Origin of the sequence: Stenotrophomonas sp. TWI169, assembly GCF_039674705.1 — a bacterium.
Lineage (GTDB): Bacteria > Pseudomonadota > Gammaproteobacteria > Xanthomonadales > Xanthomonadaceae > Stenotrophomonas > Stenotrophomonas maltophilia_P.
Genome location: NZ_JBDJOB010000004.1, coordinates 114,362 through 135,685 on the forward strand (window position 1 = coordinate 114,362; position 21,324 = coordinate 135,685).

Below are 21,324 nucleotides of genomic sequence, written 5' to 3' on the forward strand. Positions count from 1 at the left end.
GGCGCGGGTACAATGCGCAGGCACATTTCCTCCGCGATGACCATGCACCTGATCGATATCGGCGCCAATCTGACCCACGACTCCTTCGACCGCGACCGCGACGCCGTGCTGCAGCGTGCCCGCCAGGCCGGGGTGGTGCAGATGGTGGTCACGGGGGCCAGCCGCGAGCACTCTCCGCTGGCGCTGCAGCTGGCCCAGCAGCATCCGGGATTCCTGTATGCGACGGCCGGCGTACACCCGCATCATGCGGTGGAGTACACCGAAGAATGCGATGCAGAGATGCGCGCCCTGCATGCCCACCCGGAAGTGGTGGCGGTCGGCGAGTGCGGACTGGACTACTTCCGTGACTTCTCGCCGCGACCTGCCCAGCACCGTGCGTTCGAGCGCCAGCTGCAGCTGGCGGCGGAGAACGGCAAGCCGCTGTTCCTGCACCAGCGCGACGCGCACGCCGACTTCATGGCGCAGATGAAGAACTTCGAGGGTCGCCTCGGGCCGGCGGTGGTGCACTGCTTCACCGGTGAACGGGAGGAGTTGTTTGATTACCTCGACCAGGACTGGTACATCGGCATCACCGGCTGGCTCTGCGACGAGCGTCGCGGGGCGCACCTGCGCGAGCTGGTGAAGAGCATTCCAGCCGATCGCCTGATGATCGAGACCGATGCGCCGTACCTGCTGCCGCGCACGCTCAAGCCGATGCCGAAGGATCGCCGCAACGAACCGATGTTCCTTTCGCACATCGTCGAGGAGTTGGCCCGTGATCGTGGCGAGGACGTCGTGCTGACCGCAGCCCATGCAACGGCGGCGGCCCGTGCCTTCTTCCGGCTGCCCGACGCCGACACTACACGTCAGCCGTGAATGCCCGGATCCGGTAACGCTCGGCCATGCCCGGCGAGCGAAGCGGCAAGATCCGTCAGCCCTTCCCGATACGTCGGAAACTGCGGCGCCCACCCCAGCGCTTCGCGCGTACCGCGGCTGTCGATGCGCTTGCTGCCTTCGTAGAAGCGGCGCAGGGCCGGGCTCAGCGCCGGGTCGTCCCACGCCATTGCCGGTGGCATCGCAAAGCCTCCCAGCTGCGCGGCGAAGGCCAGCACGTCCTGTGGCGGTGCCGGCTCATCGTCGCTGGGCAAGTACAGCGCCTGCAGGGCGGGTCGCCGCATCGCCGCGATGATCACCGCCACCAGGTCCTGCACATGCAGGCGGTTGAACAACAGGCCCGGCTTCAGCACATGGCGGGCACGTCCCTGCGCGAGCTGCACCAGTGCGTTGCGGCCGGGACCATACAGCCCGGGCAGCCGGAACACTGCCGAGGCGATGCCGCGCCGGCTGGCCAGTGCGCGCCATTGCGACTCCGCGCGCAGGCGCTGCAGGCCCGCAGGCCCGGTGGCGTCGGCCACGCTGTCCGCATCGATCCAGCCGCCCTGGCGGTCGCCGTACACCGACGTTGACGACAGATAGCCCACCCACTGCAATGCGGGACTGTCTTCCAGTGCCGTGCGCAGCATGCGCACTGCCGGGTCGCCGTCGGCATCGGGCGGTATGCTGCCCAGCACCGCATCGGCGCGCGCGATGTCATCCAGAAGCGCGGGTGCAGGTGCTGTTCCAGCGCAGAGTCGATGGCAGCGCAGGCCATCCACGGCTGCCGTGGCCGGATCGCGTACGGCGCCGGCGACCTGCACGCCCAGCGCTTCCAGGCGAGCCGCCAGTACGCGCCCGCTCCAGCCCATGCCCAGGATCAGCACCCGTCCGGGCAACGGACCGGCCGGCAGCGTCAGGCTCACGCCCGGCGCTGCGCCTGGTAGGCCTGCAGGCTGCTGTAGGCGACCTGCAGCAGCACGCCCTGCTGGCCGGCGCTGCGTGCACGCGCCAGCATGTCACCGACGATGTGGCCGGCCTCCACCTGCTGCCCGGCCTCCAGGTCACGCAACATCGAGGCCTTCAATGCCGAGCCGGCCTGGGTCAACGTGCCGCGCGCAGTGTCCTGCGCTGCCGCCGGGACTGCCTCACCGGCCGCCTCCGCCACGGCCAGGCACTCGTCGTACAGGCCCTGCACGATGGCCGTGCCATCATCGGTCGCGACAATCGTGCCGATGTCCGCGCGCAACAGGCAGGTCGCCGCGGCAAGCGCGGTGAGGAAGGTGTACTTGATCCACTGCTCCTGGCCGATGCGTTCGCTGGCCAGGTGATCGAGGTTGGCCTGCGTGCAGGCGGCTGCGAAGGCACGCACGCGCGCCGAGAGCGCGCCACCGTCGCGTTCCCCGAAGGTGAGCTTGGCGGGTTTTCCCAGATGCACCACCGCACCGTCCGGTGCCTTGGTCGCACTGATGAAGCACAGCCCACCCAGCACCGCCTCGCGGCCGAAGCGTGCATCCAGATCGTTGTAGTGATGCAGCCCGTTGAGGATCGGCAGCACGGTGGTGCGGGGGCCCACCGCCGGCGCGATGGCCTCGATCGAGCTGTCCAGGTCGTAGGCCTTGCAGCTGAGGATGACCAGGTCGAAGGGCCTCTCCCGGGCCAGCGCGGGCAGCGCATCGGCTGTCACGTGCTGCACCGGGAAGGCGGCATCGCCGACTGGACTGCGGATCACCAGTCCATCGCGTGCAAGCTGCCCGGCGCGGGCAGGGCGGACCAGGAAGGTCACGTCCACACCGGCCTGGGCCAGGCGGCCGCCGAAGTAACCGCCGGTACCGCCGGCGCCGAGAATCAGGATGCGCATTGCACGTTCACCGTTGTCTGCGGAACCAATGTTGCGAGTGTGCCGGGGATCGCGACCCCGGCGATCGGCGCTCAGCTGCGCATGCCCACGCCGCGGCGCAGCAGCCACAGCGCCACCGCCGTCAGCACCACCACGAAGCCGATCATCAGCGCGTACGCGACCCACAGCGGCACGTCACTGCTGCCCAGCAGGCCGTAGCGGAACGCGTTGACCATGTAGAAGATCGGGTTCGCATGGGTCGCTGCTTCAGCCCAGCCCGGCAGCAGCTTCACCGAATAGAACACGCCGCCCAGATAGGTCAGCGGGGTCAGGATGAAGGTCGGAACGATCGCCACGTCGTCGAACTTCTTCGCGTACACGGCATTGATGAAGCCGGCCAGCGAGAAGATGGTGGCGCCCAGCAGCACCGTGGTCAGTGTCACCAGCGGGTGCGGGATGCGCACGGGGGTGAAGAACATCGCGATGATCAGCACGATCACGCCGACCATCAGGCCGCGCAGTACCGCACCGGCCACGTAACCCCACAGGATCACCCAGTTCGGCATCGGGCTCACCAGCAGCTCTTCCACGTGGCGGCCGAACTTGGCGCCGAAGAAGGACGAGCTGATGTTGCCGTAGCTGTTCTGGATCACGCTCATCATGACCAGCCCGGGCACGATGAACTGCATGTAGCTGTACCCGCCCATCTCGCCCACGCGCGAGCCGATCAGGCCGCCGAAGATGAGGAAGTACAGGGTCATGGTGATCGCCGGCGGCACCAGCGTCTGGCCCCAGATGCGCATGATCCGGGTCACTTCGCGGCGCACGATGGTCAGCAGCGCGACGCGGTTGCGCTGGCCGTCGGTCAGCTCGGTGGTGCTCATGCGGATTTCTCCTGGTTGCCGGTGAGGCGCACGAACAGCTCCTCCAGGCGGTTGCTCTTGGTACGCATCGAGCGCACGCGGATGCCGGCTTCATTCAGCGCGGCGAACACGCGGTTCAGATCCATCGCCCGTGGCATGTCGATGTCCAGCGTGTGCGCGTCGGGCGCGCTGAGGGTTGCGCCCTCGATCGCCGGCAGTTGCACCGGCAGATCGCCATCGATGTCCAGCAGGAAGCCTTCCACGTCCAGCTTGGCCAGCAGCGCACGCATCGGCCCCTGCTCGACGATCCGGCCGTGGTTGATGATCGCCAGATGCCGGCACAGGTACTCGGCCTCCTCCAGGTAGTGGGTGGTGAGGATGATCGTCGTGCCAGCGGCATTGATCTCCTTCAGCACCCGCCACATGTCGCGGCGGATCTCGATGTCCACGCCCGCGGTCGGCTCATCCAGGATCAGCAGGCGGGGACGCGTCATCATCGCGCGGGCGATCATCAGCCGGCGCTTCATGCCGCCTGACAGGGTGCGGCTCATCACCTGCGCCTTCTCCCACAGATGAGCACGCTTGAGTTCCTCTTCCGCGCGCTGCTCCGCTTCCTCGCGCGGTACGCCATAGAAGCCGGCGTAGTTCACAAGAATGTCGAAGGGCTTTTCGAACAGGTTGAAGTTGATTTCCTGCGGCACCAGGCCGATCAGGCGCATGGTCGCGCTGCGGTTGCGCACCAGGTCGCTGCCGAACACCTCCACCTGGCCCTCGCTGAGGTTGACCAGGGAGCTGATGATGCCGATCAGGGTGGACTTGCCAGCCCCGTTGGGGCCCAGCAGGGCGAAGAAGTCGCCCGGGGCGACCTCCAGCGAGACGCCCTTCAGGGCCTGGGTTCCGTTGTCGTAGGTTTTGCGCAGGTCGCGCACGCGCAGGGCGGGCGCCGTATCGTTCAGGGATGCCAAGCTCGAAGCCTTCGCGCCTATGGGCTGGCGCTGGAGAGGGGCGGGGAAGGGCTATTATAGAAGACCCCGAGGGCTTGCCCCGGCTACACACTGTCCCGAAAAGTCGTGCCTGTTCAATTCCCCCTCAAGCTGGTCGGCCGCCGCATGCTGGCCCCGACCGTCGGCCACTACCAGTTCGTGCGCGACGATGGCCAGCCGCTGGATTTCCAGCCCGGCCAGTTCATCCAGGTCCATTTCAGCTACGCCGATGGCACCGAGACCAAGCGCAGCTATTCCCTGGCCACCCTGCATGATCACGCACTGGGGCCCGGCGAAGCCGTGGATATCGCGGTCAGTTTCGTGCCCGGCGGCGCCGCTACAGCGCTGTTCGAGGCGCTGGAAACCGGCGGCCAGATCAGCGCGTCCGGCCCGTACGGGCGGTTCTGCCTGAACCCCGGCGATCACAACGCGCGCTATCTGCTGATCGCCACCGGTACCGGCGTGACCCCCTATCGCTCGATGCTGCCACTGCTGGAAAGGGCCATGACCGAACGCGGCGTGCAGGTCGTCCTGCTGCAAGGTGCACGCAGCCCGGGCGAACTGCTGTACAGCGAAGATTTCTACAGTTTCGCCGAAAAACACGCGAACTTCCGCTATGTTCCGTGCCTGTCGCGGGAGTTGCCGGAACAGGCCCACGCCGACGTCCATCATGGCTACGTGCAGCAGGCCCTGGCTGGTTTCACGCCGGACCCGGCCACCGATATCGCCTACCTGTGCGGCAACCCGGACATGGTCGATGCCTGCGCCGAGCTGCTCAAGGCGGCCGGGCTGGGCAACCCGCAGATCCGCCGCGAGAAGTACGTCAGCAGCAAGTGAGTGCGCTGCGGAGAGGCGGCGCCAGCCGCCTCCCGCAGGCCGCGCCGGTCTCAGTACGGCACCCAGGCATCACGCCAGGCTGCGCCCACGCCCGGCCGGTACGCGTCGGCGTTGACGTTGCACCACGCGCCTTCAGGGAACGGGCGGCAGGCATACAGCCGGCCATCGCTGCCCTTCACCACGGTCTGCCCGGGCACATAGCTGCCGATGCCTGCCGGGTACACGTAGTCGAAGTCGCCGCCCGGCGAAGGCGTGCCCGGATCGGGTACCCGGGTGTCCAGCTGGAAGCGGTTGCCTTCTTTCAGATAGACCCGGTTGCCGGTCGCCGACGCCATCGGCGTGATCGTGCCGTTGGACAGTACGCCCACCCGAGCGTGCTGGCTGGCGCCATTGACCTTGCGGGCCAGCACCAGCGGCCACTGCGCGGCCGCCGTCTCGCCGCTGCCCAGTGTGGCCTCCACCCGCTCCACATCGTTGCCGCTGGCGTTGAACACGCGCAGCGCCAGGACGGTGCCGACCGGCAGATCGCCACGCGCGGTGAGCGGGCCGGCATCCTGCCACTGCGATGCCGGGGGAGTGCTGCCGCCCTCGAAACGCACATCCATGCAGGTGTAGAACGCTTCGGTCGAATCCGCGCGCTGCCACGTGTTGTAGATCACGTGCTGGCCCGTGCGCTGTGGCAGCGGGCACTGCAGCCTGTACGTGCCATCGGCGGACAGCGGGGTGTTGCCCAGTGTGCAGAACTCCTGCAGGTCCGCCCAGCGCAGAGGACTGCCCGGTGTCCAGCCTTCGCGGGTAACGAAGAATCGCCAGTCACGCGTGGCATGCGGTGCGGTGGCCTTGAACACGAAGGTGAACCTGCCGTTCGCATCGGGTTGGATCGGCGTGGTCTGCCAATCACTGCGGTTCAGATCCAGGCCGCGGAAGGTCGGGTTGTTGCCGCTGCACAGCGTGCCGTCGGGTACGACGGCCTGATGGTTGCCATTGGCGTTGGCCTGGTTGATGCCGTTCCAGTCGTAGAACGCCTGCGAGCCGGCGAGTGCTTTCGCGGCGGCGCAGGCCGGGTTGGTTGGATTCTCCGGATTGCCCTGGAAACAGGCGTAGACGCGACTGGCCGGCGTGGTCATGGTGCCGTGCGCGAATGCGCTGCTGGCCAGGCAGATCAGGCCGGCGGCTGCGAATGAGCTGGTCAGCACAACACGTGTGGATCGGAATGACATGGCGCATCCTTGTGGTCGTCGATGGGAACGGTGACCGCAGGCGTTGCGCTGCGCAGCGGACGGTCGGCGGCACCTCGGCGAGTATCGAGGTGCGTTGCATCGCGCGGTACCTTGGAAGTGCCGTTCCGTGACTGCCTGCGTGAAGCCTTTCCCACAGGCTTCACGCAGGCCTGAACGGATGCGCAGAAGGTCACGCGTCGTGCGTGGTGCCGATCACGCGACGCCGTGTGTCAGCGCGTCCTGATCCACCCGGTCCGCCTGGCACGAAAAACACCCGTAGCCTGCGTTGTGCAACTGCACGAAGGCCACCGCGGGATCGGCGAACAGCACATCGAGCTGCACCCCGACCTCGTTGCCGGGGCAGACCTGCCCGCTGATCATCAGTGCATCCGCGTCGTAGGCGCGCAGTGAGATAAGCCGTCGCTCGACGTAGGGCGGAACGACCCCGGCGGGCAGGACGCAGCGCGTAGCGCCGCGCTGCACGAAGATCGGACCGGACGCGCGATAGGGCGAGTGCGTGGCCAGGTGGGTATGGGGCAGCAGAAGCAGTTCGGCGCCACTTGGGGGGTCGGACAGCCTGACCCGGCACGGATGGCCGCCGCGATCCCCGGCCCAGCGTCGCAGGATGCCCTGCGCAGCCAGCGCGCGGTCGCTCTGTTCGAACAGGTGCTGGAAGGGGCGGTGATCGAGGCCGCTGAGGTACCACGCGTTCATGGGAATCTCCTGGGTTCGCCATGAGTCTGCGTGGCCGACGGCTGCGCTGCTCGCCATGATGCGACGCCGCATTCGATCCGGCCGACATGGGCCTGGCTTTCCAGTGACGATTGCCCATCGCCGCCAGCCTCCTGCCCGTGTAAGTTGGGTCACATCTTCCGCGGCAGCCCGTCGTGGTCGACAGGAACGTCTTCCAGGGGAAACGAGCACGATGCAAAGACACCACCTCGCACTGGCCGGCGCGCTGGCCAGCCTGCTGCTTGCCGGTTGCGGCGCAGCGCCTTCCGGCAGCGCCGATGCGGCGGCGGAAACGCCCGGCCGCCGCTACGGACAGATCGACTTCCAGCCCTGCACATTGACCACGATGGGCGCCAGCGCCAACGTCGAGGCACAGTGCGCCACCCTGCAGGTGGCCGAGGACAGGGCGCAGCCGCAAGGGCGGAAGATCAACCTCCGTATCGCCTGGCTGGAATCGGGCAACAGTGGCTCCGGCCAACCGGATCCGGTGTTCTTCCTCGCCGGCGGACCCGGGCAGGCAGCCAGCGAGGTGGCGGTCATCGTCGATACCGCCCTGCGCCAGGTCCGCAAGCAACGCGACATCTTCCTGATCGACCAGCGCGGGACCGGTGGTTCCAACCCGCTCACCTGCCTGGGCGCAGATGGCAAGGAACTGGCGTTCGACGAGGAGGCGCCCCCCAGCGAGGCGCTGCTGCGCGACTACGCCCAGCGCTGCGCGAGCTCGTTGCAGGGACGCGCCGATGCGCGGTTCTACACCACCCGCGACGCCGTTGCCGATCTGGATGCCGTGCGCCAGGCGCTGGGCGTGGATGCGCTGAACCTGGTGGGTGGTTCCTACGGAACCCGCGTGGCCCAGCGTTATGCCGCGGCCTATCCGCAGCACACCCGCAGCATCGTCATCGACGGCGTCGTTCCGAACGAGCTGGTGGTCGGGGGTGACTTCGCCAATACCTTCGAAGACGCGATCAATCTGCAGTCGGCCCAGTGCCGCAAGGACCCGGCGTGCAGCAAGCGCTTTCCGAGCGACACCAGCAAGCAGCTGCGCGGCGTGCTCGATACGCTGCGCGCCGCGCCGGTGACCGTTGACTACCGCGACCCCGGCACGAACGCGCCGCGGCGCGACGTGCTGACGCCGGACAGCGTGATGGGGCTGGCGTTCGCCTTCTCCTATGTTCCGCAGTACGCCTCGCTGTTGCCGCTGGTGCTGGACGAGGCTGCGCAGGGCCGCTACGCGCCGCTCGCCTCGCTGGCACGGGGTGCCAACCGCAGCATGGGTTTCCAGATCAACCGCGGCATGCAGTGGTCGGTGATCTGCAGCGAGGACGCTCCGCGCTACCACGCGCCAGCCGCCAATGCCGAGCGCCTGTTCGGCAACGAGGTGGCCAGCGCCTTCTTCGCGCCGTGTGCTGTCTGGCCGCACACCGCGGCCCCCGCCGCGGATGCCGCACCGCTGCGCAGTGAGGTGCCGGCGCTGCTGCTGTCCGGTGAACTGGACCCGGTCACGCCACCGCGCTACGCCGCACAGGTGCTCAAGGGGCTGCCGCAGGGGCGCGCACTGGTCGCGCGCGGCCAGGGCCACGGCACGCTCTCCGCCGGCTGCATGCCCCGCCTGCTGGGCCAGTTCATCGACAGCACCGATGCCAAGGCGCTGGATGCCAGCTGCCTGGATACGCTGAGCTACGTGCCGGCGTTCACCTCGTTCAACGGATGGGAACCATGATCGTCGCCGACAACCTGCACAAGGCCTTCGATACCCGCACCGGCCGCATCCAGGCAGTGGCCGATGTCGGCTTCCGCGCCGAGGACGGTCGCATCACCGGTCTGCTTGGCCCGAACGGTGCCGGCAAGACCACCACCATGCGCATGCTGTACACCCTGATGACGCCTGACCAGGGCAGCATCAGCGTGGATGGCATCGATGCCGCGCGCAATCCCGTGGAGGTCCGTCGCCACCTGGGCGTGCTGCCCGATGCGCGGGGCGTCTACAAGCGGTTGACCGCGCGCGAGAACATCGCCTATTTCGGCCGGCTGCACGGCCTGTCCGAAGCACGCATCCGCGAGCGCATCGACGTGCTGTCGCAGGCGCTGGACATGGGCGACATCCTCGACCGCCAGACCGATGGCTTCTCGCAGGGACAGCGCACCAAGACCGCGATCGCGCGCGCACTCGTGCACGATCCGCGCAATGTGATTCTCGACGAGCCGACCAACGGCCTGGATGTGATGACCACCCGTGCACTGCGCCGGTTCCTGCTGGGACTTCGTGAGGAAGGGCGGTGCGTGATTCTGTCCAGCCACATCATGCAGGAGGTGGCTGCACTGTGCGACCACATCGTGATCATCGCCAAGGGCACGGTCATGGCCGCCGGCAGTGCCGATGAGCTGCGCGCGCAGTCCGGCGAAGCCAATCTGGAAGATGCGTTCGTGAAACTGATCGGCAGCGAAGAGGGCCTGCACGCATGAGCATGATGTCGACCCTGATGACGGTGATGCGCAAGGAGCTGCGTGATCTCTCCCGTGACCGCCGCACGCTGCTGCTGACCCTGCTGTTCGGTCCGCTGCTGTACCCGGTGCTGCTGCTGGGCATGGGCAAGCTGGCCGAGAGCCGCGTGCGCACGCAGATCGAGCAACCGCTGCAGATTCCGACCATCGGCGCGGACAACGCACCGAACCTGGTCCGCTTCCTGGCCGCGCAGGGGCTCAACGCCAGCGCAGCACCCAAGGACCTGGCTGCGGCCATCCGCAACCAGGACATCGACGTCGCGCTGCGCATCAGCGATGACTTCGGCGAGGACTGGGCCGCGGGCAGGCCGGCGCTGGTGGAGGTGATCAAGGACAGCACCCGGCGTGCCGCCGAAGTGCCCAGCGCACGCCTGGAAGCGGCGCTGGCCACCTACAACGGCCAGGTGGGCGCACTGCGGCTGATGGCACGCGGCGTGGATGCCCAGGTCGCGCGTCCGCTGGACGTGGGCAGCCAGGATCTGGCCAGTGCCGAAGCGAAACGGGGCATGATCCTGTCGATGCTGCTGCCGGTGCTGTTGACCCTGACCTCGTTCATCGGCGGCGCCTATCTGGTGATGGACGCCACGGCAGGCGAACGCGAGCGGCAGTCACTCGAGCCCCTGCTGGCGACGCCCGGCTCACGCAGCGCGATCGTCAGTGGCAAGATCGCCGCCGCCTGCGTGGTCGGCTTCGCGTCGCTGCTGTTGACCCTGGCGGCTTTCAAGGTCAGCGCGCAGATCGCCCCGGGCAACATCGGCCGCCAGTTCAACATGAATGTCGGCTCGATGCTGCAGATGCTGCTGGTGATGTTGCCGATGCTGCTGATCGGTACCTCGCTGCTGACCTTCCTGTCGGCGGCGGCCAAGAGCATGAAGGAAGCGCAGAGCCACATGACCTGGCTGATGCTGCTGCCGATGCTGCCCGGCTACGCGCTGGTCGCCTACCCGCTGAAGAGCGAGCTGTGGCAGTACGCGGTGCCGTTCCTGTCGCAGAACCAGATGCTGCTGAAGGTCATCCGCCACGAAGTGATCAGTCCCAGCGTCTGGGCGATCTATCTGGGCGCCAGTCTCGGTCTGGCCGCACTGCTGTGGTTTGCCGCCGTGCGCCGCTACCACAACGAACGCCTGGCGATTTCCGGCTGACCGCCAGTGGAAGCGCCGGGCCCTGCCCGGCGGATAGGGAACGAGGCCCGGTCATTCCGGGCCTCGCTGTTTTCAGGTTCGCGTTGCCTGCCAAGCGGCGAAGCGCCGGGCAATCACCGGGGCCAGTTGGTCAAAGTTCTCCCAGGTATCGGCGACGTGGTACAGATCGGGGACATCGGCCCCCAGCTGCTCCTCATAGTCTTCGAGATACTGGCCATCTTCGAGGTCGTAGTATGCGGCAGTGAACATCTTGGCCTCATCACTGATCAGGTCATCGACGAATTTGCCATCGCTGTATTCCAGCAGGAACCGGCCGGGGCTCGTTCTGCGCTCCCGCAGTGCCTGCAGGTCCTCTTCTGAATCCTCGGCGAGCTCTTCATTTTCCATGCCCTGTAGCAGCAGCCATGCCAGGTACATGCCAATGTGAGTGGCTCCGGCCTCAGCCGGAAGATCTGCGGGGAAGTCACCGCCGGAATGCCAGCTGGCGTCGTCGTACTTCATCTGTTCCCATCCTGAAATCAGCAGGCAGTTTGGGGCGCGAGGGCAGGCAGAGGAAGTGCTGAATACGTCAGCCCTCTGCATACCGCGCAGGCGTCACCCCCATCTCGCGCTTGAACACGGCGATGAAGGCGCTGGGGGTGTCGTAGCCGAGCGATAGCGCCACGCTGATCACCGGTTCCCCGGCCAGCAGGCGTGGCAGCGCCAGCAGGACGCGCAGGCGCTGGCGCCATTGGCTGAGTGTCATGCCGGTTTCGGCGCGCCAGTGGCGCGCAAGGGTGCGGCTGGACAGTCCCATGGCAAGGGACCAGGCCTCGACGCTGCGGGTGTCCTGTGGTGCACGCGCCAACGCCGCAGCAACGCGCCGCAGGCGCCGATCGCGTGGCTGCGGCAAGGCCAGCGGCAGCGGTGTGCTGGCGTCGATCTCATCGGCAATGACGCCGGCAAGACGCTCCTGCACCGCGTCGAGCGGTGCGGGCGCCCAGCGCAGCGCGCGATCCACGGCCGCCTGCAGCAGGGCGCCCGGTTGCACGATGCGTGGGCGTGCCGGGAGTCGCGTGCAGGTCGCCGCGTCGAGGTACAGGCTCCAGCCATCGAACGGGCCGATGCTGGCCAGCGCATGCGGCAGTCCGGGCGGAACCCACGCCATATGGCCGGCTGGCAGCAGCCAGTGCAGGTCGCCTGCCTCGATCCGCAGCAGGCCCTGTCGCGCCCCCAGCAGCTGCCCGCGGGCGTGCTGGTGCCGGGCGGTCCGGCGTGGACGGTCCAGGGCCAGTTGCGCGGTCAGCAGCACCGGCCCTCGGGCGGTGTCCACCAGGGGCGGGTCAATCAGGGCGGGGGATGTCTGATATGCCATATCAACTGGCAGTTATACGGCAGATCCGGTAGACAGCAGCGTCCACACTGCACTCCACCCGCCGAAAGGAGTTCCTCATGCAGCCTCAAGACATCCTCCCTGATCATCAGAACGACGTGGTCGCCAACGGCCTCACCGTGCGCAAGGGCAGCGTGGGCGCTTTCCTTGCCAGCGTCCGCGACTGGCAGGATCCCGCCGGCAGCCCTGCGTCCCGGGCAGCGGCGGAAGCCGACCTGCGCGCGCTGCTGCCGGGTCTGCATGCGTTGGGCCTGTTCCGCATCCTGAGGGCACGCGATCCGGCCCTGCAGCACCTGATCGACGGCGAGCGCTGATACGAACAAGGCCCGGACAGACCGGGCCTTGTCGTGATGGTTGGCGGGGATGTCCCGGCTCAGCCGCCCGGCGCGAACACCAGAGTGCGGCGGGTGGTGACCGGAGCGCTGACCGGCTCGAAACGCCAGCGCTTCACGGCGTTCATGGCTTCGCGGTCGAAGATGCGCGCGGGCGTCGCACGCAGCACGCGGGCGTTCACCACCGAGCCGTCGGTACCCACGGTGATCTCCACCAGCACCTCGCCGGAGGTGCCGGCGCGCAGGGCGTCGGCCGGATAGCGGGGGGCCGGCGTACTGACCGGACGCAGGCTGGGCGCGGCGGCAGGTGCCTGGCGTGCGGCATTGGCCTGCTGCGCAGCGGCCTGTTGCTGCTTCTGCTCCGCTTCACGCCGTGCGGCGGCCTGGCGCTCGGCTTCCTCGCGCTCGCTGTCACGGCGGGCGGCATCCTGCTGTGCGGCGATCTGCCTGGCCGCATCGGCTTCCTTGGCACGCTGCTCGGCCAGGCGCTGCTGCTCGGCCTGTTGCCGGGTACGGTCCTCGGCGTCCTTCTTGGCCCGCTCCGCTTCCGACTCGGTGCGCTTGGCCGCGTTCTCCACGCCCTTGGCCAGGCCTTCCTTCAGGCGTGGCAGGGCCGGTGCGGAGGCATCCACCTTCTCGATCAGGGCGACCAAGCGCTGCGCCTCGGTGAAGTCCTCGCGGCCCAGATGCTGCTCGGCCGCGATCAGGGTGTAGGGCAGCAGGTCGGTCAGCGCACTTTTCACCGCGGCATCGTCCGGCGTCTTGTCGCGCAGGGCCAGGTAGTACTCGATGGCGTTGTCGCCGGCCGGGGCGTACATGCGGTTCTCGCGCAGCGCCTGGCTGGCCGACTCGCGCAGCTGCTCGGTGCCCATCGACTGCACCTTGGCGGCCACTACCGGTGTCGCCGGCGCCGCAGCGGCAGGCGATCCTGCCGGGGCAGGGGCAGGCGTTTCTTCCTTGCCCGAGCAGGCGGCCAGGGCCAGTACCAAGGCAACCGGCAGCCACCGGCGCGCGGCGGTGATCGTTGTGACGTGCGACATCCTGCTCCCCTCTAAGAAGACGACGTTACGTAAATCATTGATATGCATGGCCGGGACCGTGGGTCCGAGCACGGCAGGGTGGCGTTTCCCGACGCCACCGCCGGCAACGGCGAGGAAGCAATCTAGCATCCCCGCCAGCGCTGCGTACAAGGGCGGCAGCGACGACCGGCGGTGGCGTCCGCGCCACCACCGGCCAGCGCCTCAATGCGCCTGTGCCTTGTCGTGGCTGTTGGACATCAGCTTGTCGGTCCAGGCGATGCCGATCGCCGAGAGGATGAACACGCAGTGGATGATGGTCTGCCAGAGCACGCCCTGCTCGGTGAAGGTCGAGCACCTGGCGGCACCGATGTTGGCAGCGGCGACGTTCATCAGTTCCGGCGCGCACAGCGGCAGGCCGCCCAGCGAACCGCTGGCGATGAAGGTCTTGAGCAGGTGGATCGAGGAAATGCCGATGATCGCCATCGCCAGCTTCACCTTCAGGACGCTGGCATTGACGTGGCTCAACCATTCCGGCTGGTCGGGATGGCCTTCCAGCCGCAGGCGCGAGACGAAGGTTTCATAACCGCCGACGATCACCATCACCAGCAGGTTGGAAATCATCACCACGTCGATCAGGCCCAGCACGATCAGCATGATCTGCTGTTCGCCCATCGAGGCCGAGTGGGAGATCAGGTGCCACAGTTCCTTGCCGAACAGGAACACGTAGACACCCTGGGCGACGATCAGGCCCAGGTACAACGGCAGCTGCAGCCAGCGCGAGGCGAAGATCAGCGAGGACAGCGGGGAGAGGGGGCGTTGGGGGGACATGCAGGACAGTGCGTTGCGGGGGAGGAGCGAGGTTACCGGCCCGCCATGACGGTGCCAAGCCAACTCTCGCACTAGACTTCAGGTTCCTTACCGCACCCGAGCCGCTGCCATGATCGATCTGTATTACTGGCCTACCCCGAACGGCCATAAAGTCACCCTGATGCTGGAGGAAAGCGGGCTGGAGTACCGCATCCACCCGGTCAACATCGGATCGGGCGACCAGTTCAAGCCGGACTTCCTGGCGATCTCGCCCAACAACAAGATGCCGGCCATCGTCGATCATGCGCCGGCTGACGGCGGCGCGCCGCAGAGCGTGTTCGAATCCGGTGCGATCCTGCTGTACCTGGCCGAGAAGACCGGTCGCTTCCTGCCCAGCGATGCGCGTGGGCGCATCGCCACGCTGGAATGGCTGTTCTGGCAGATGGCCGGGCTGGGCCCGATGAGCGGCCAGATGGGGCATTTCAACGTCTACGCACCGCAGAAGATTCCTTACGCCATCGAGCGCTACGACAACGAGGTGCGGCGCCTGCACGGGGTGATGGACAAGCGTCTGGCCGGGCATGCCTTCCTGGCCGGCGAGGAGTACACCATCGCCGACATGGCCAGCTATCCGTGGGTCGGCGCCTACGATGCGCTGCCGGCAGATTTCGATGCCTTCCCGAACCTCAAGCGCTGGCATCAGGCCATCGCCGCCCGCCCGGCCACCCAGCGGGCGTATGCGCTGCGCCAGCAGGTCAATCCGAACGCCGGCAAGCCGCTCAGCGATGACGAGCGCAAGCATCTGTTCGGCCAGCGCTGAGGGTCCTGCGCAGGCCGCTGCGCTCGCCGGGCATGGCCCGGCGCTACCCGCCCGTCAACGGCGGATGTGCCGTGCCCGGTCCCTGCCATGGGCAGAAGGTCATGCTGCCTTCCCGCACGGGCTTGGTTAGGATGGGGGCTGATCGCCACCGCACATGCTGCGGTGGCGGACCTGCCGTTTGCCGGGATCCTCCATGCGCCACCTGTTCGCTTCGCTTGCCCTCATGCTCGCCACCAGTACTGCCGCCCACGCTGAAAAACTGACGCTGGAAGCCATCACCGGTCCATTGCCGCTGTCCGGGCCGACCCTGATGAAGCCCAAGGTCGCTCCGGACGGTTCGCAGGTCAGCTTCCTGCGCGGCAAGGACAGCGACCGCAACCAGCTGGATCTTTGGACCTACGACATCGCCAGCGGCCAGACCCGCCTGCTGGTCGACTCCAAGGTGGTGCTGCCGGGCACCGAGACCCTCAGCGACGAGGAGAAGGCCCGCCGCGAGCGCCAGCGCATCGCGGCGATGACCGGCATCGTCGATTACCAGTGGTCGCCGGACGCACAGCGCCTGTTGTTCCCGCTCGGCGGCGAGCTCTACCTGTACGACCTGAAGCAGCAGGGTCCGGCAGCAGTACGCCAGCTGACCCACGGCGAAGGCTTTGCCACCGACGCCAAGCTGTCGCCGAAAGGCGGCTTCGTCAGCTTCATCCGCGGCCGCAACCTGTGGGTGATCGATCTGGCCAATGGCAGCCAGCTGCAGCTGACCGGCGATGGCAGCGCCACCATCGGCAACGGTGTGGCCGAGTTCGTGGCCGACGAGGAAATGGACCGCCACACCGGCTACTGGTGGGCGCCGGATGATTCGGCCATCGCCTTCGCCCGCATCGACGAAGCACCGGTACCGGTACAGAAGCGCTACGAGGTCTATGCAGACCGCACCGATGTCATCGAACAGCGTTACCCGGCCGCCGGCGATGCAAATGTGCGCGTGCAGCTGGGCGTGATCGCGCCGGCCGCCGCGGCACAGCCGCGCTGGATCGACCTGGGCAAGGAACAGGACATCTACCTGGCGCGCGTGGATTGGCGTGATGCCCAGCACCTGACGTTCCAGCGCCAGTCGCGTGACCAGAGGCAGCTGGATCTGGTGGAAGTGGCATTGGACTCAAACCGTCAGCGCGTGCTTGCCCATGAAACCAGCCCCACCTGGGTGCCACTGCACAACAGCCTGCGCTTCCTGCAGGACGGCAGCATGCTGTGGTCGTCCGAGCGTACCGGCTTCCAGCATCTGTACCGCATCGACAGCACGGGCAAGGCCACCGCGCTGACCCACGGTGACTGGCCCGTGGATGAACTCCTGGCTGTGGATGAAGCGGCCGGCAAGGCCTATTTCCGCGCCGGCATCGAGACGTCGCGCGAGAGCCAGATCTACTCCGTCCCGCTGCAGGGCGGACAGGCGCCACAGCGGCTGTCCAAGGCGCCGGGCATGCACAGCGCCAGCTTCGCGCGCAACGCCAGTGTCTATGTCGACAGCTGGTCCAACAGCACCACACCGCCGCAGATCGAGCTGTACCGCGCCAACGGTGAGAAGATCGCGACGCTGGTGGACAATGATCTGGCCGATCCCAAGCATCCCTACGCGCGCTATCGCGATGCGCAGCGACCGGTCGAATTCGGCACCCTGACCGCTGCCGATGGCCGGACGCCGCTCAACTACAGCCTGATCAAGCCTGCCGGCTTCGATCCCTCCAAGCGCTATCCGGTGGCGGTGTACGTCTATGGCGGCCCGGCCAGCCAGACCGTCACCGACAGCTGGCCCGGACGTGGCGATCATCTGTTCAACCAGTACCTGGCGCAGCAGGGCTACGTGGTGTTCTCGCTCGACAACCGTGGCACCCCACGGCGTGGCCGTGAGTTCGGCGGCGCGCTCTATGGCAGGCAGGGCACGGTGGAGGTGACCGACCAGCTGCGCGGCGTGGCATGGCTGAAGCAGCAGCCCTGGGTCGACCCCGCGCGCATCGGCGTGCAGGGCTGGTCCAACGGCGGTTACATGACCCTGATGCTGCTGGCCAAGGCGTCCGACAGCTATGCCTGCGGCGTGGCCGGTGCACCGGTCACCGACTGGGGGCTGTACGACAGCCATTACACCGAACGCTACATGGATCTGCCGGCACGCAACGAGGCCGGTTATCGCGAAGCGCGCGTGCTGACCCACATCGACGGACTGCGCTCACCCCTGCTGCTGATCCACGGCATGGCCGATGACAACGTGCTGTTCACCAATTCGACCAGCCTGATGAGTGCGCTGCAGAAGCGCGGCCAGCCCTTCGAACTGATGACCTACCCGGGCGCCAAGCATGGCCTGTCCGGTGCCGATGCGCTGCACCGCTACCGTGTGGCGGAAGCGTTCCTGGGACGTTGCCTGAAACCCTGAGTGACAACCGGGAAGGAGCCCGCCGATGAACCACCTGCCACCCCCTGTTCCTGGCCATCCCGCCCATCCCCCCGGCTGGTGGCGCCGTCACTGGCGATGGGCGATGCCACTGACCGTGGTGGTGTTCCTGGGCGTACTGGGCGGTTCCGCGGCATGGAGTGTGATGCGCTGGGGCGAAGCCGCACGCGAGAGTCCGCCGATGCGTGAGGCGATGCGGCGCGCCGGATGCAGCATCGAGCTGGTGGCGGCCTTCGGCGAACCGCTGCGCGCCGGCTCGCTGCCGCTGGGCAGCATGCAGACCGCGATCACCGGTGAGCGCGATGTGGGCCTGACCGTGTCGCTGGAAGGGGCCCATGCGCACGGTCGCCTGTTCGTGCAGGGCATCCGCCGCGACGATGTCTGGGACTACCCGGTGATGTATGTGCTGGGTGCGGACAAACAGACCTTCGATCTGACCGCGCTGGACGATGAGGAAGCTGCGCAGGAGTGCGAACTGCAGGCCTGCCGCGAGCGCGGTGGCTGCCCGATGACGGCCGCGTTCTGACCGGCGCCATGACTTCCCACCGATTGTCGCCATCGCCATGAGCGCGTAGGGTGCGGGCAACCCTGTCCTGGAGTGCTTCATGAAGCCGATCGCGCTGGCCGTCGCCCTGGCCCTGACCGCTGCACCGCTGCTGTCCGCCCCCCCGGCCCTGGCCGCACCGGCCGCCAAGGCCGCCAAGGCCGCCACGCCTGCCAGCCCCGCCTGGGTCGCGCGCAGCAATGCGCTGGCGCAGATCCTGCTCGACGCGCAGGGACCGTTCCAGCCCGAGCAGACCGGCTTCTTCGGCGTGCCGGGCTATGACGACAAGGTGGCCGACCTCGGCCCGGACAACGGCGCGCGCTTCCGTGCCGCGACCGCCAAGGCGCGCGACGAGCTGCAGGCCAGGCTGGCCACGGAGAAGGATCCCAACGTCCGCCAGGACCTGCAGATCATGATCCACGCCGCCAACCAGAACATCGAGGGCAGCGAGCTCAACGACAAGTACCTGCTGCCGTGGACCGATGCGCCGCAGACGGTGTTCAGCGGCCTCAATCTTCTGCTGTCCGACCAGGTGCCGGCCGAGCGCCGGGCCAAGGCGCTTGATCGCCTCAAGGCGTACGCCGGGCTGACGCCGGGCGGCACCGCCTTCACCACGCTGGCGCGCCAGCGCTACGAAGAACGCCTGAAGGACAGCGCGCTGCTGCAGCCGACGAAGATCGAAGTGCAGCAGTCGCTGGACAACGTCGAGACCTACATCAGCGGCATCGAGTCGCTGCTGAAGAAGTACCAGATCAGCGGTGCCGATGAAGCGATGAAGGCCCTGGCGGGGCAGATGAAGGAGTACGCGGCCTGGACGCGCAAGGAGGTGCTGCCGAAGGCGCGTACCGACACGCGCCTGCCGGCGCCGCTCTACGCATACCAGCTCAAGCAGGTCGGCATCGACATCGACCCGAAGCTGCTGATGCAGCGTGCCCAGCTGGAGTTCATGGAAACCCGCTCGGCGATGCAGCAGCTGGCGCCGCTGGTGGTGAAGGAGAAGGGCCTGAAGGTCGCCGATCCCACCGATCCGGTCGCCGTGATCCGCGCACTGAAGGCCGACAAGATCGCCGACGACCAGCTCGAAGGCCACTATCGCAAGGTGATCGACGCCATCGATCCACTGATCCGCGAGCATGGCATTGTCGACGTGCCCAAGCGCGCCATGCAGATGCGCCTGGGTTCGGCTGCCGAGAGCGCCGCCAGCCCGGCACCACATTTCCTGCCGGCACCGCTGGTGAACAACACCGGACAGCAGGGCACCTTCGTACTGCCATTGGGCAACCCGGCGGCCGGTGCCGGCGCCCAGTACGACGACTTCAACTTCGGTGCGGCCGCGTGGACCCTGAGCGCGCATGAGGGCCGTCCCGGCCATGAGCTGCAGTTCACCGCGATGGTCGAGCGCGGCGTCTCGCTCGCGCGCACCATGTTCGCGTTCAATTCGGTGAACGTGGAAGGCTGGGCGCTGTACGCCGAAGCGGAGATGGTGCCGTACGAGCCTCTGGACGGGCAGATGATCGCCCTGCAGTTCCGCCTGCTGCGCGCCGCGCGCGCGATGCTTGATCCGATGCTCAACCTCGGCCTGACCGACCGTGCAAACGGCGAACGGGTGCTGATCGAACAGGTCGGCCTGTCCAAGGCCATGGCCACCCAGGAGCTGGACCGCTACACCGTGCGCATGCCCGGCCAGGCGGGCAGCTACTTCTATGGCTACACCCGCATCCTGGAGCTGCGCATGCAGACCGAACTGGCACTGGGCGCGAAGTTCGACCGCCTGGCGTTCAACAACTTCCTGCTCGACCAGGGCCTGCTGCCGCCGGATCAGCTGGCCGACGCAGTGAACCAGGTGTTCGTGCCGAAGTACCGGAAGAAATAACGGTAGCGCCGGGCCATGCCCGGCGAGCGCAGCGGGGAAGAGCGAAATGCCGCCGGGCACGGCCCGGCGCTACCGCATGGTCGGAATGCCATGCCGAGGCCCGGTGTTCGTGCCGAAGTACCGGGAGAAGTAACGGTAGCGCCGGGCCATGCCCGGCGAGCGCAGCGGGGAAGCGAAATGCCGCCGGGCACGGCCCGGCGCTATCCGCGGTGACGCTGCTGCGTCACCGCTGTGGCGTGATCACCTGGGTCGGCAATCGTGCCGGCGGCGCCGGGTTCGGCACCCAGATCGCCACGCCTGCGGCGCGCTTCTGCGTGGTCGGAATGCCAATGCCGAGGCCGCCGCCCACATGCGAGCCATAGCTGCCGGCGCCCACGGACATGCCCACCGGCGAGCCGCTGCTGCCCACGCCCATCAGCACTACGCCGTTGGCGCCCAGCGCTGCGGCTTCGCGCTTCAGCCGCGCCACAGCGGCGTCGGTCTGGCCCTGGGTGCCGAAGCCCACCGCCGAGGCGGATTCCAGCTGGGCGATCTCCTGCGAGCCGGCCGGCGGCGTTGAATAGATCTGCACCTGCGCCGGGTCGATCGGCGCCCGCGCGCGGCCCAGCATGACCTTGGAGGTGCTGGCACAACCGGCGGCGGCCAGCAGCATGGCCGCCAGTGCGGCCCAACGGATGTTCATGGCAATACCCCTGCAGGACTGGATGGGATCATCGGTGGGCCACTCTGAATCGGCGCCAACGCCCTGTGCGCTGGGCATCCAGACGCTAGCACGGCCGAGGTGAGCGGCCCGCCAACGGGAGTAGGCGACGGCGGCCGGAACGTCTATGGTTGGGACCGGGAACCAACTGCGGGAGAGCGGCGATGGGTGTGATCAGTCTGTTGTGGGGTGTACTGGCGCTGCTGTGGATGATCCTGGCGCTGATACCGCTGCTGGGCTGGGGCAACTGGTTCCTGATTCCGTTCGCTGCGGTCGGCGCGGTGATCGCTGCGCTGGGCATCCTGTTCACCCACCCGAGCAAGCGCGGCCGGGCCTGGGCCGGCCTGGTCCTGAACGGCATCGTGGTGGTGGTGGGCATCCTGCGCCTGGGCCTGGGCGGTGGCGTGATCTGAACCTGCGGCCGGGTGCGACCGGGCGTCGCAGGG

22 protein-coding genes are annotated in these 21,324 nt (G+C 67.6%); 11 read left to right on the forward strand and 11 right to left on the reverse strand.

The annotated features are described in order from the left end of the window. Positions 1 to 42: 42 nt before the first annotated feature. A complete protein-coding gene (locus ABE543_RS04700) occupies positions 43 to 855 on the forward strand; it encodes a TatD family hydrolase (RefSeq protein ID WP_065174512.1) in 813 nt (270 codons plus the stop codon). Here ABE543_RS04700 and ABE543_RS04705 read toward each other — a convergent pair. The 4 genes from ABE543_RS04705 to ABE543_RS04720 form a co-directional block, all read right to left on the reverse strand. Next, positions 846 to 1,778, reverse strand: a complete 933-nt coding sequence (locus tag ABE543_RS04705; protein WP_346475365.1) for an epimerase — start codon at positions 1,776 to 1,778, stop codon at positions 846 to 848. The genes ABE543_RS04700 and ABE543_RS04705 overlap by 10 nt on opposite strands. Then, positions 1,775 to 2,713: a 2-dehydropantoate 2-reductase gene (panE, locus tag ABE543_RS04710; protein ID WP_053519584.1), complete on the reverse strand. Its 939-nt coding sequence runs from the start codon at positions 2,711 to 2,713 to the stop codon at positions 1,775 to 1,777. Before panE ends, ABE543_RS04705 begins: the two co-directional genes overlap by 4 nt. Positions 2,714 to 2,784: 71 nt before the next feature. Beyond that, complete coding sequence (locus tag ABE543_RS04715; RefSeq protein WP_128989927.1) at positions 2,785 to 3,576, reverse strand: ABC transporter permease; 792 nt, start codon at positions 3,574 to 3,576, stop codon at positions 2,785 to 2,787. After that, positions 3,573 to 4,541 (reverse strand): ABC transporter ATP-binding protein, encoded by a 969-nt coding sequence (locus ABE543_RS04720; RefSeq protein WP_164150561.1) that lies wholly within the window; start codon positions 4,539 to 4,541, stop codon positions 3,573 to 3,575. The genes ABE543_RS04715 and ABE543_RS04720 overlap by 4 nt, the downstream gene beginning before the upstream one ends. A gap of 84 nt (positions 4,542 to 4,625) precedes the next feature. On the opposite strand from ABE543_RS04720, the gene ABE543_RS04725 reads away from it, so the two are divergent. After that, positions 4,626 to 5,375 carry a ferredoxin--NADP reductase gene (locus ABE543_RS04725; RefSeq protein ID WP_080375334.1) on the forward strand — a complete coding sequence of 250 codons (750 nt, stop codon included), beginning with the start codon at positions 4,626 to 4,628 and terminating at the stop codon, positions 5,373 to 5,375. A 50-nt stretch (positions 5,376 to 5,425) separates the two neighbouring features. Here the strand turns inward: ABE543_RS04725 and ABE543_RS04730 are convergent, their stop codons facing one another. Continuing rightward, positions 5,426 to 6,595, reverse strand: a complete 1,170-nt coding sequence (locus ABE543_RS04730) for a lytic polysaccharide monooxygenase (protein ID WP_065181445.1) — start codon at positions 6,593 to 6,595, stop codon at positions 5,426 to 5,428. 213 nt (positions 6,596 to 6,808) lie between these two features. Continuing rightward, the gene (locus ABE543_RS04735) at positions 6,809 to 7,309 is read right to left on the reverse strand and encodes a DUF1203 domain-containing protein (RefSeq protein WP_346475366.1); all 501 of its coding nucleotides are present in this window, start codon (positions 7,307 to 7,309) and stop codon (positions 6,809 to 6,811) included. 211 nt (positions 7,310 to 7,520) lie between these two features. Between ABE543_RS04735 and ABE543_RS04740 the strand changes: the two genes are divergently transcribed. From ABE543_RS04740 to ABE543_RS04750, 3 genes are read left to right on the forward strand one after another with little or no spacing between them, the layout of a single operon-like run. Continuing rightward, the gene (locus ABE543_RS04740) at positions 7,521 to 9,047 is read left to right on the forward strand and encodes an alpha/beta fold hydrolase (protein WP_065181447.1); all 1,527 of its coding nucleotides are present in this window, start codon (positions 7,521 to 7,523) and stop codon (positions 9,045 to 9,047) included. Further along, positions 9,044 to 9,790 carry an ATP-binding cassette domain-containing protein gene (locus ABE543_RS04745; protein WP_065174298.1) on the forward strand — a complete coding sequence of 249 codons (747 nt, stop codon included), beginning with the start codon at positions 9,044 to 9,046 and terminating at the stop codon, positions 9,788 to 9,790. The genes ABE543_RS04740 and ABE543_RS04745 overlap by 4 nt, the downstream gene beginning before the upstream one ends. Next, complete coding sequence (locus ABE543_RS04750; protein WP_065181448.1) at positions 9,787 to 10,971, forward strand: ABC transporter permease; 1,185 nt, start codon at positions 9,787 to 9,789, stop codon at positions 10,969 to 10,971. The genes ABE543_RS04745 and ABE543_RS04750 overlap by 4 nt, the downstream gene beginning before the upstream one ends. A 72-nt stretch (positions 10,972 to 11,043) precedes the next feature. Here the strand turns inward: ABE543_RS04750 and ABE543_RS04755 are convergent, their stop codons facing one another. After that, positions 11,044 to 11,472, reverse strand: coding sequence for a hypothetical protein (locus ABE543_RS04755; protein WP_065181449.1), 429 nt, complete (start codon positions 11,470 to 11,472; stop codon positions 11,044 to 11,046). A 67-nt stretch (positions 11,473 to 11,539) separates the two neighbouring features. After that, positions 11,540 to 12,325 carry a helix-turn-helix transcriptional regulator gene (locus tag ABE543_RS04760; RefSeq protein ID WP_065181450.1) on the reverse strand — a complete coding sequence of 262 codons (786 nt, stop codon included), beginning with the start codon at positions 12,323 to 12,325 and terminating at the stop codon, positions 11,540 to 11,542. Between the two features lie 77 nt (positions 12,326 to 12,402). Here ABE543_RS04760 and ABE543_RS04765 point away from each other — a divergent pair, with 77 nt between their 5' ends. Then, positions 12,403 to 12,657: a hypothetical protein gene (locus ABE543_RS04765; protein WP_065181451.1), complete on the forward strand. Its 255-nt coding sequence runs from the start codon at positions 12,403 to 12,405 to the stop codon at positions 12,655 to 12,657. Between the two features lie 59 nt (positions 12,658 to 12,716). On the opposite strand, the gene ABE543_RS04770 is transcribed toward ABE543_RS04765, so the two are convergent. Continuing rightward, positions 12,717 to 13,715 carry a TonB family protein gene (locus ABE543_RS04770; RefSeq protein ID WP_053519576.1) on the reverse strand — a complete coding sequence of 333 codons (999 nt, stop codon included), beginning with the start codon at positions 13,713 to 13,715 and terminating at the stop codon, positions 12,717 to 12,719. Between the two features lie 201 nt (positions 13,716 to 13,916). Beyond that, positions 13,917 to 14,522, reverse strand: coding sequence for a TIGR00645 family protein (locus tag ABE543_RS04775; RefSeq protein WP_053519577.1), 606 nt, complete (start codon positions 14,520 to 14,522; stop codon positions 13,917 to 13,919). A 109-nt stretch (positions 14,523 to 14,631) separates the two neighbouring features. On the opposite strand from ABE543_RS04775, the gene ABE543_RS04780 reads away from it, so the two are divergent. The 4 genes from ABE543_RS04780 to ABE543_RS04795 all read left to right on the forward strand — a co-directional run bounded on the left by ABE543_RS04780 (position 14,632) and on the right by ABE543_RS04795 (position 20,178). After that, complete coding sequence (locus ABE543_RS04780) at positions 14,632 to 15,321, forward strand: glutathione binding-like protein (RefSeq protein WP_263176354.1); 690 nt, start codon at positions 14,632 to 14,634, stop codon at positions 15,319 to 15,321. Positions 15,322 to 15,514: 193 nt separating this feature from the next. Continuing rightward, complete coding sequence (locus tag ABE543_RS04785; protein WP_164150492.1) at positions 15,515 to 17,743, forward strand: S9 family peptidase; 2,229 nt, start codon at positions 15,515 to 15,517, stop codon at positions 17,741 to 17,743. A 25-nt stretch (positions 17,744 to 17,768) separates the two neighbouring features. Next, entirely contained in the window at positions 17,769 to 18,287 is a 519-nt protein-coding gene (locus tag ABE543_RS04790) for a cytochrome c oxidase assembly factor Coa1 family protein (RefSeq protein WP_193396734.1), read from the forward strand. Positions 18,288 to 18,366: 79 nt separating this feature from the next. Beyond that, entirely contained in the window at positions 18,367 to 20,178 is a 1,812-nt protein-coding gene (locus ABE543_RS04795; protein ID WP_193396735.1) for a DUF885 domain-containing protein, read from the forward strand. Positions 20,179 to 20,401: 223 nt separating this feature from the next. Here the strand turns inward: ABE543_RS04795 and ABE543_RS04800 are convergent, their stop codons facing one another. Continuing rightward, a complete protein-coding gene (locus tag ABE543_RS04800; protein WP_053517962.1) occupies positions 20,402 to 20,860 on the reverse strand; it encodes a hypothetical protein in 459 nt (152 codons plus the stop codon). A gap of 182 nt (positions 20,861 to 21,042) precedes the next feature. Between ABE543_RS04800 and ABE543_RS04805 the strand changes: the two genes are divergently transcribed. Then, positions 21,043 to 21,291: a hypothetical protein gene (locus ABE543_RS04805; protein WP_006475755.1), complete on the forward strand. Its 249-nt coding sequence runs from the start codon at positions 21,043 to 21,045 to the stop codon at positions 21,289 to 21,291. Positions 21,292 to 21,324 lie beyond the last annotated feature (33 nt).

Bases quoted from the DNA above. Each gene is read 5' to 3' on its own strand.
- ABE543_RS04700 (WP_065174512.1), top strand. From the start codon at position 43: ATGCACCTGATCGATATCGGCGCCAATCTGACCCACGACTCCTTCGAC.
- panE (WP_053519584.1), bottom strand. From the start codon at position 2,713: ATGCGCATCCTGATTCTCGGCGCCGGCGGTACCGGCGGTTACTTCGGC.
- ABE543_RS04715 (WP_128989927.1), bottom strand. From the start codon at position 3,576: ATGAGCACCACCGAGCTGACCGACGGCCAGCGCAACCGCGTCGCGCTG.
- ABE543_RS04730 (WP_065181445.1), bottom strand. From the start codon at position 6,595: ATGTCATTCCGATCCACACGTGTTGTGCTGACCAGCTCATTCGCAGCC.
- ABE543_RS04735 (WP_346475366.1), bottom strand. From the start codon at position 7,309: ATGAACGCGTGGTACCTCAGCGGCCTCGATCACCGCCCCTTCCAGCAC.
- ABE543_RS04740 (WP_065181447.1), top strand. From the start codon at position 7,521: ATGCAAAGACACCACCTCGCACTGGCCGGCGCGCTGGCCAGCCTGCTG.
- ABE543_RS04745 (WP_065174298.1), top strand. From the start codon at position 9,044: ATGATCGTCGCCGACAACCTGCACAAGGCCTTCGATACCCGCACCGGC.
- ABE543_RS04750 (WP_065181448.1), top strand. From the start codon at position 9,787: ATGAGCATGATGTCGACCCTGATGACGGTGATGCGCAAGGAGCTGCGT.
- ABE543_RS04755 (WP_065181449.1), bottom strand. From the start codon at position 11,472: ATGAAGTACGACGACGCCAGCTGGCATTCCGGCGGTGACTTCCCCGCA.
- ABE543_RS04760 (WP_065181450.1), bottom strand. From the start codon at position 12,325: ATGGCATATCAGACATCCCCCGCCCTGATTGACCCGCCCCTGGTGGAC.
- ABE543_RS04765 (WP_065181451.1), top strand. From the start codon at position 12,403: ATGCAGCCTCAAGACATCCTCCCTGATCATCAGAACGACGTGGTCGCC.
- ABE543_RS04770 (WP_053519576.1), bottom strand. From the start codon at position 13,715: ATGTCGCACGTCACAACGATCACCGCCGCGCGCCGGTGGCTGCCGGTT.
- ABE543_RS04775 (WP_053519577.1), bottom strand. From the start codon at position 14,522: ATGTCCCCCCAACGCCCCCTCTCCCCGCTGTCCTCGCTGATCTTCGCC.
- ABE543_RS04780 (WP_263176354.1), top strand. From the start codon at position 14,632: ATGATCGATCTGTATTACTGGCCTACCCCGAACGGCCATAAAGTCACC.
- ABE543_RS04785 (WP_164150492.1), top strand. From the start codon at position 15,515: ATGCGCCACCTGTTCGCTTCGCTTGCCCTCATGCTCGCCACCAGTACT.
- ABE543_RS04790 (WP_193396734.1), top strand. From the start codon at position 17,769: ATGAACCACCTGCCACCCCCTGTTCCTGGCCATCCCGCCCATCCCCCC.
- ABE543_RS04795 (WP_193396735.1), top strand. From the start codon at position 18,367: ATGAAGCCGATCGCGCTGGCCGTCGCCCTGGCCCTGACCGCTGCACCG.
- ABE543_RS04800 (WP_053517962.1), bottom strand. From the start codon at position 20,860: ATGAACATCCGTTGGGCCGCACTGGCGGCCATGCTGCTGGCCGCCGCC.
- ABE543_RS04805 (WP_006475755.1), top strand. From the start codon at position 21,043: ATGGGTGTGATCAGTCTGTTGTGGGGTGTACTGGCGCTGCTGTGGATG.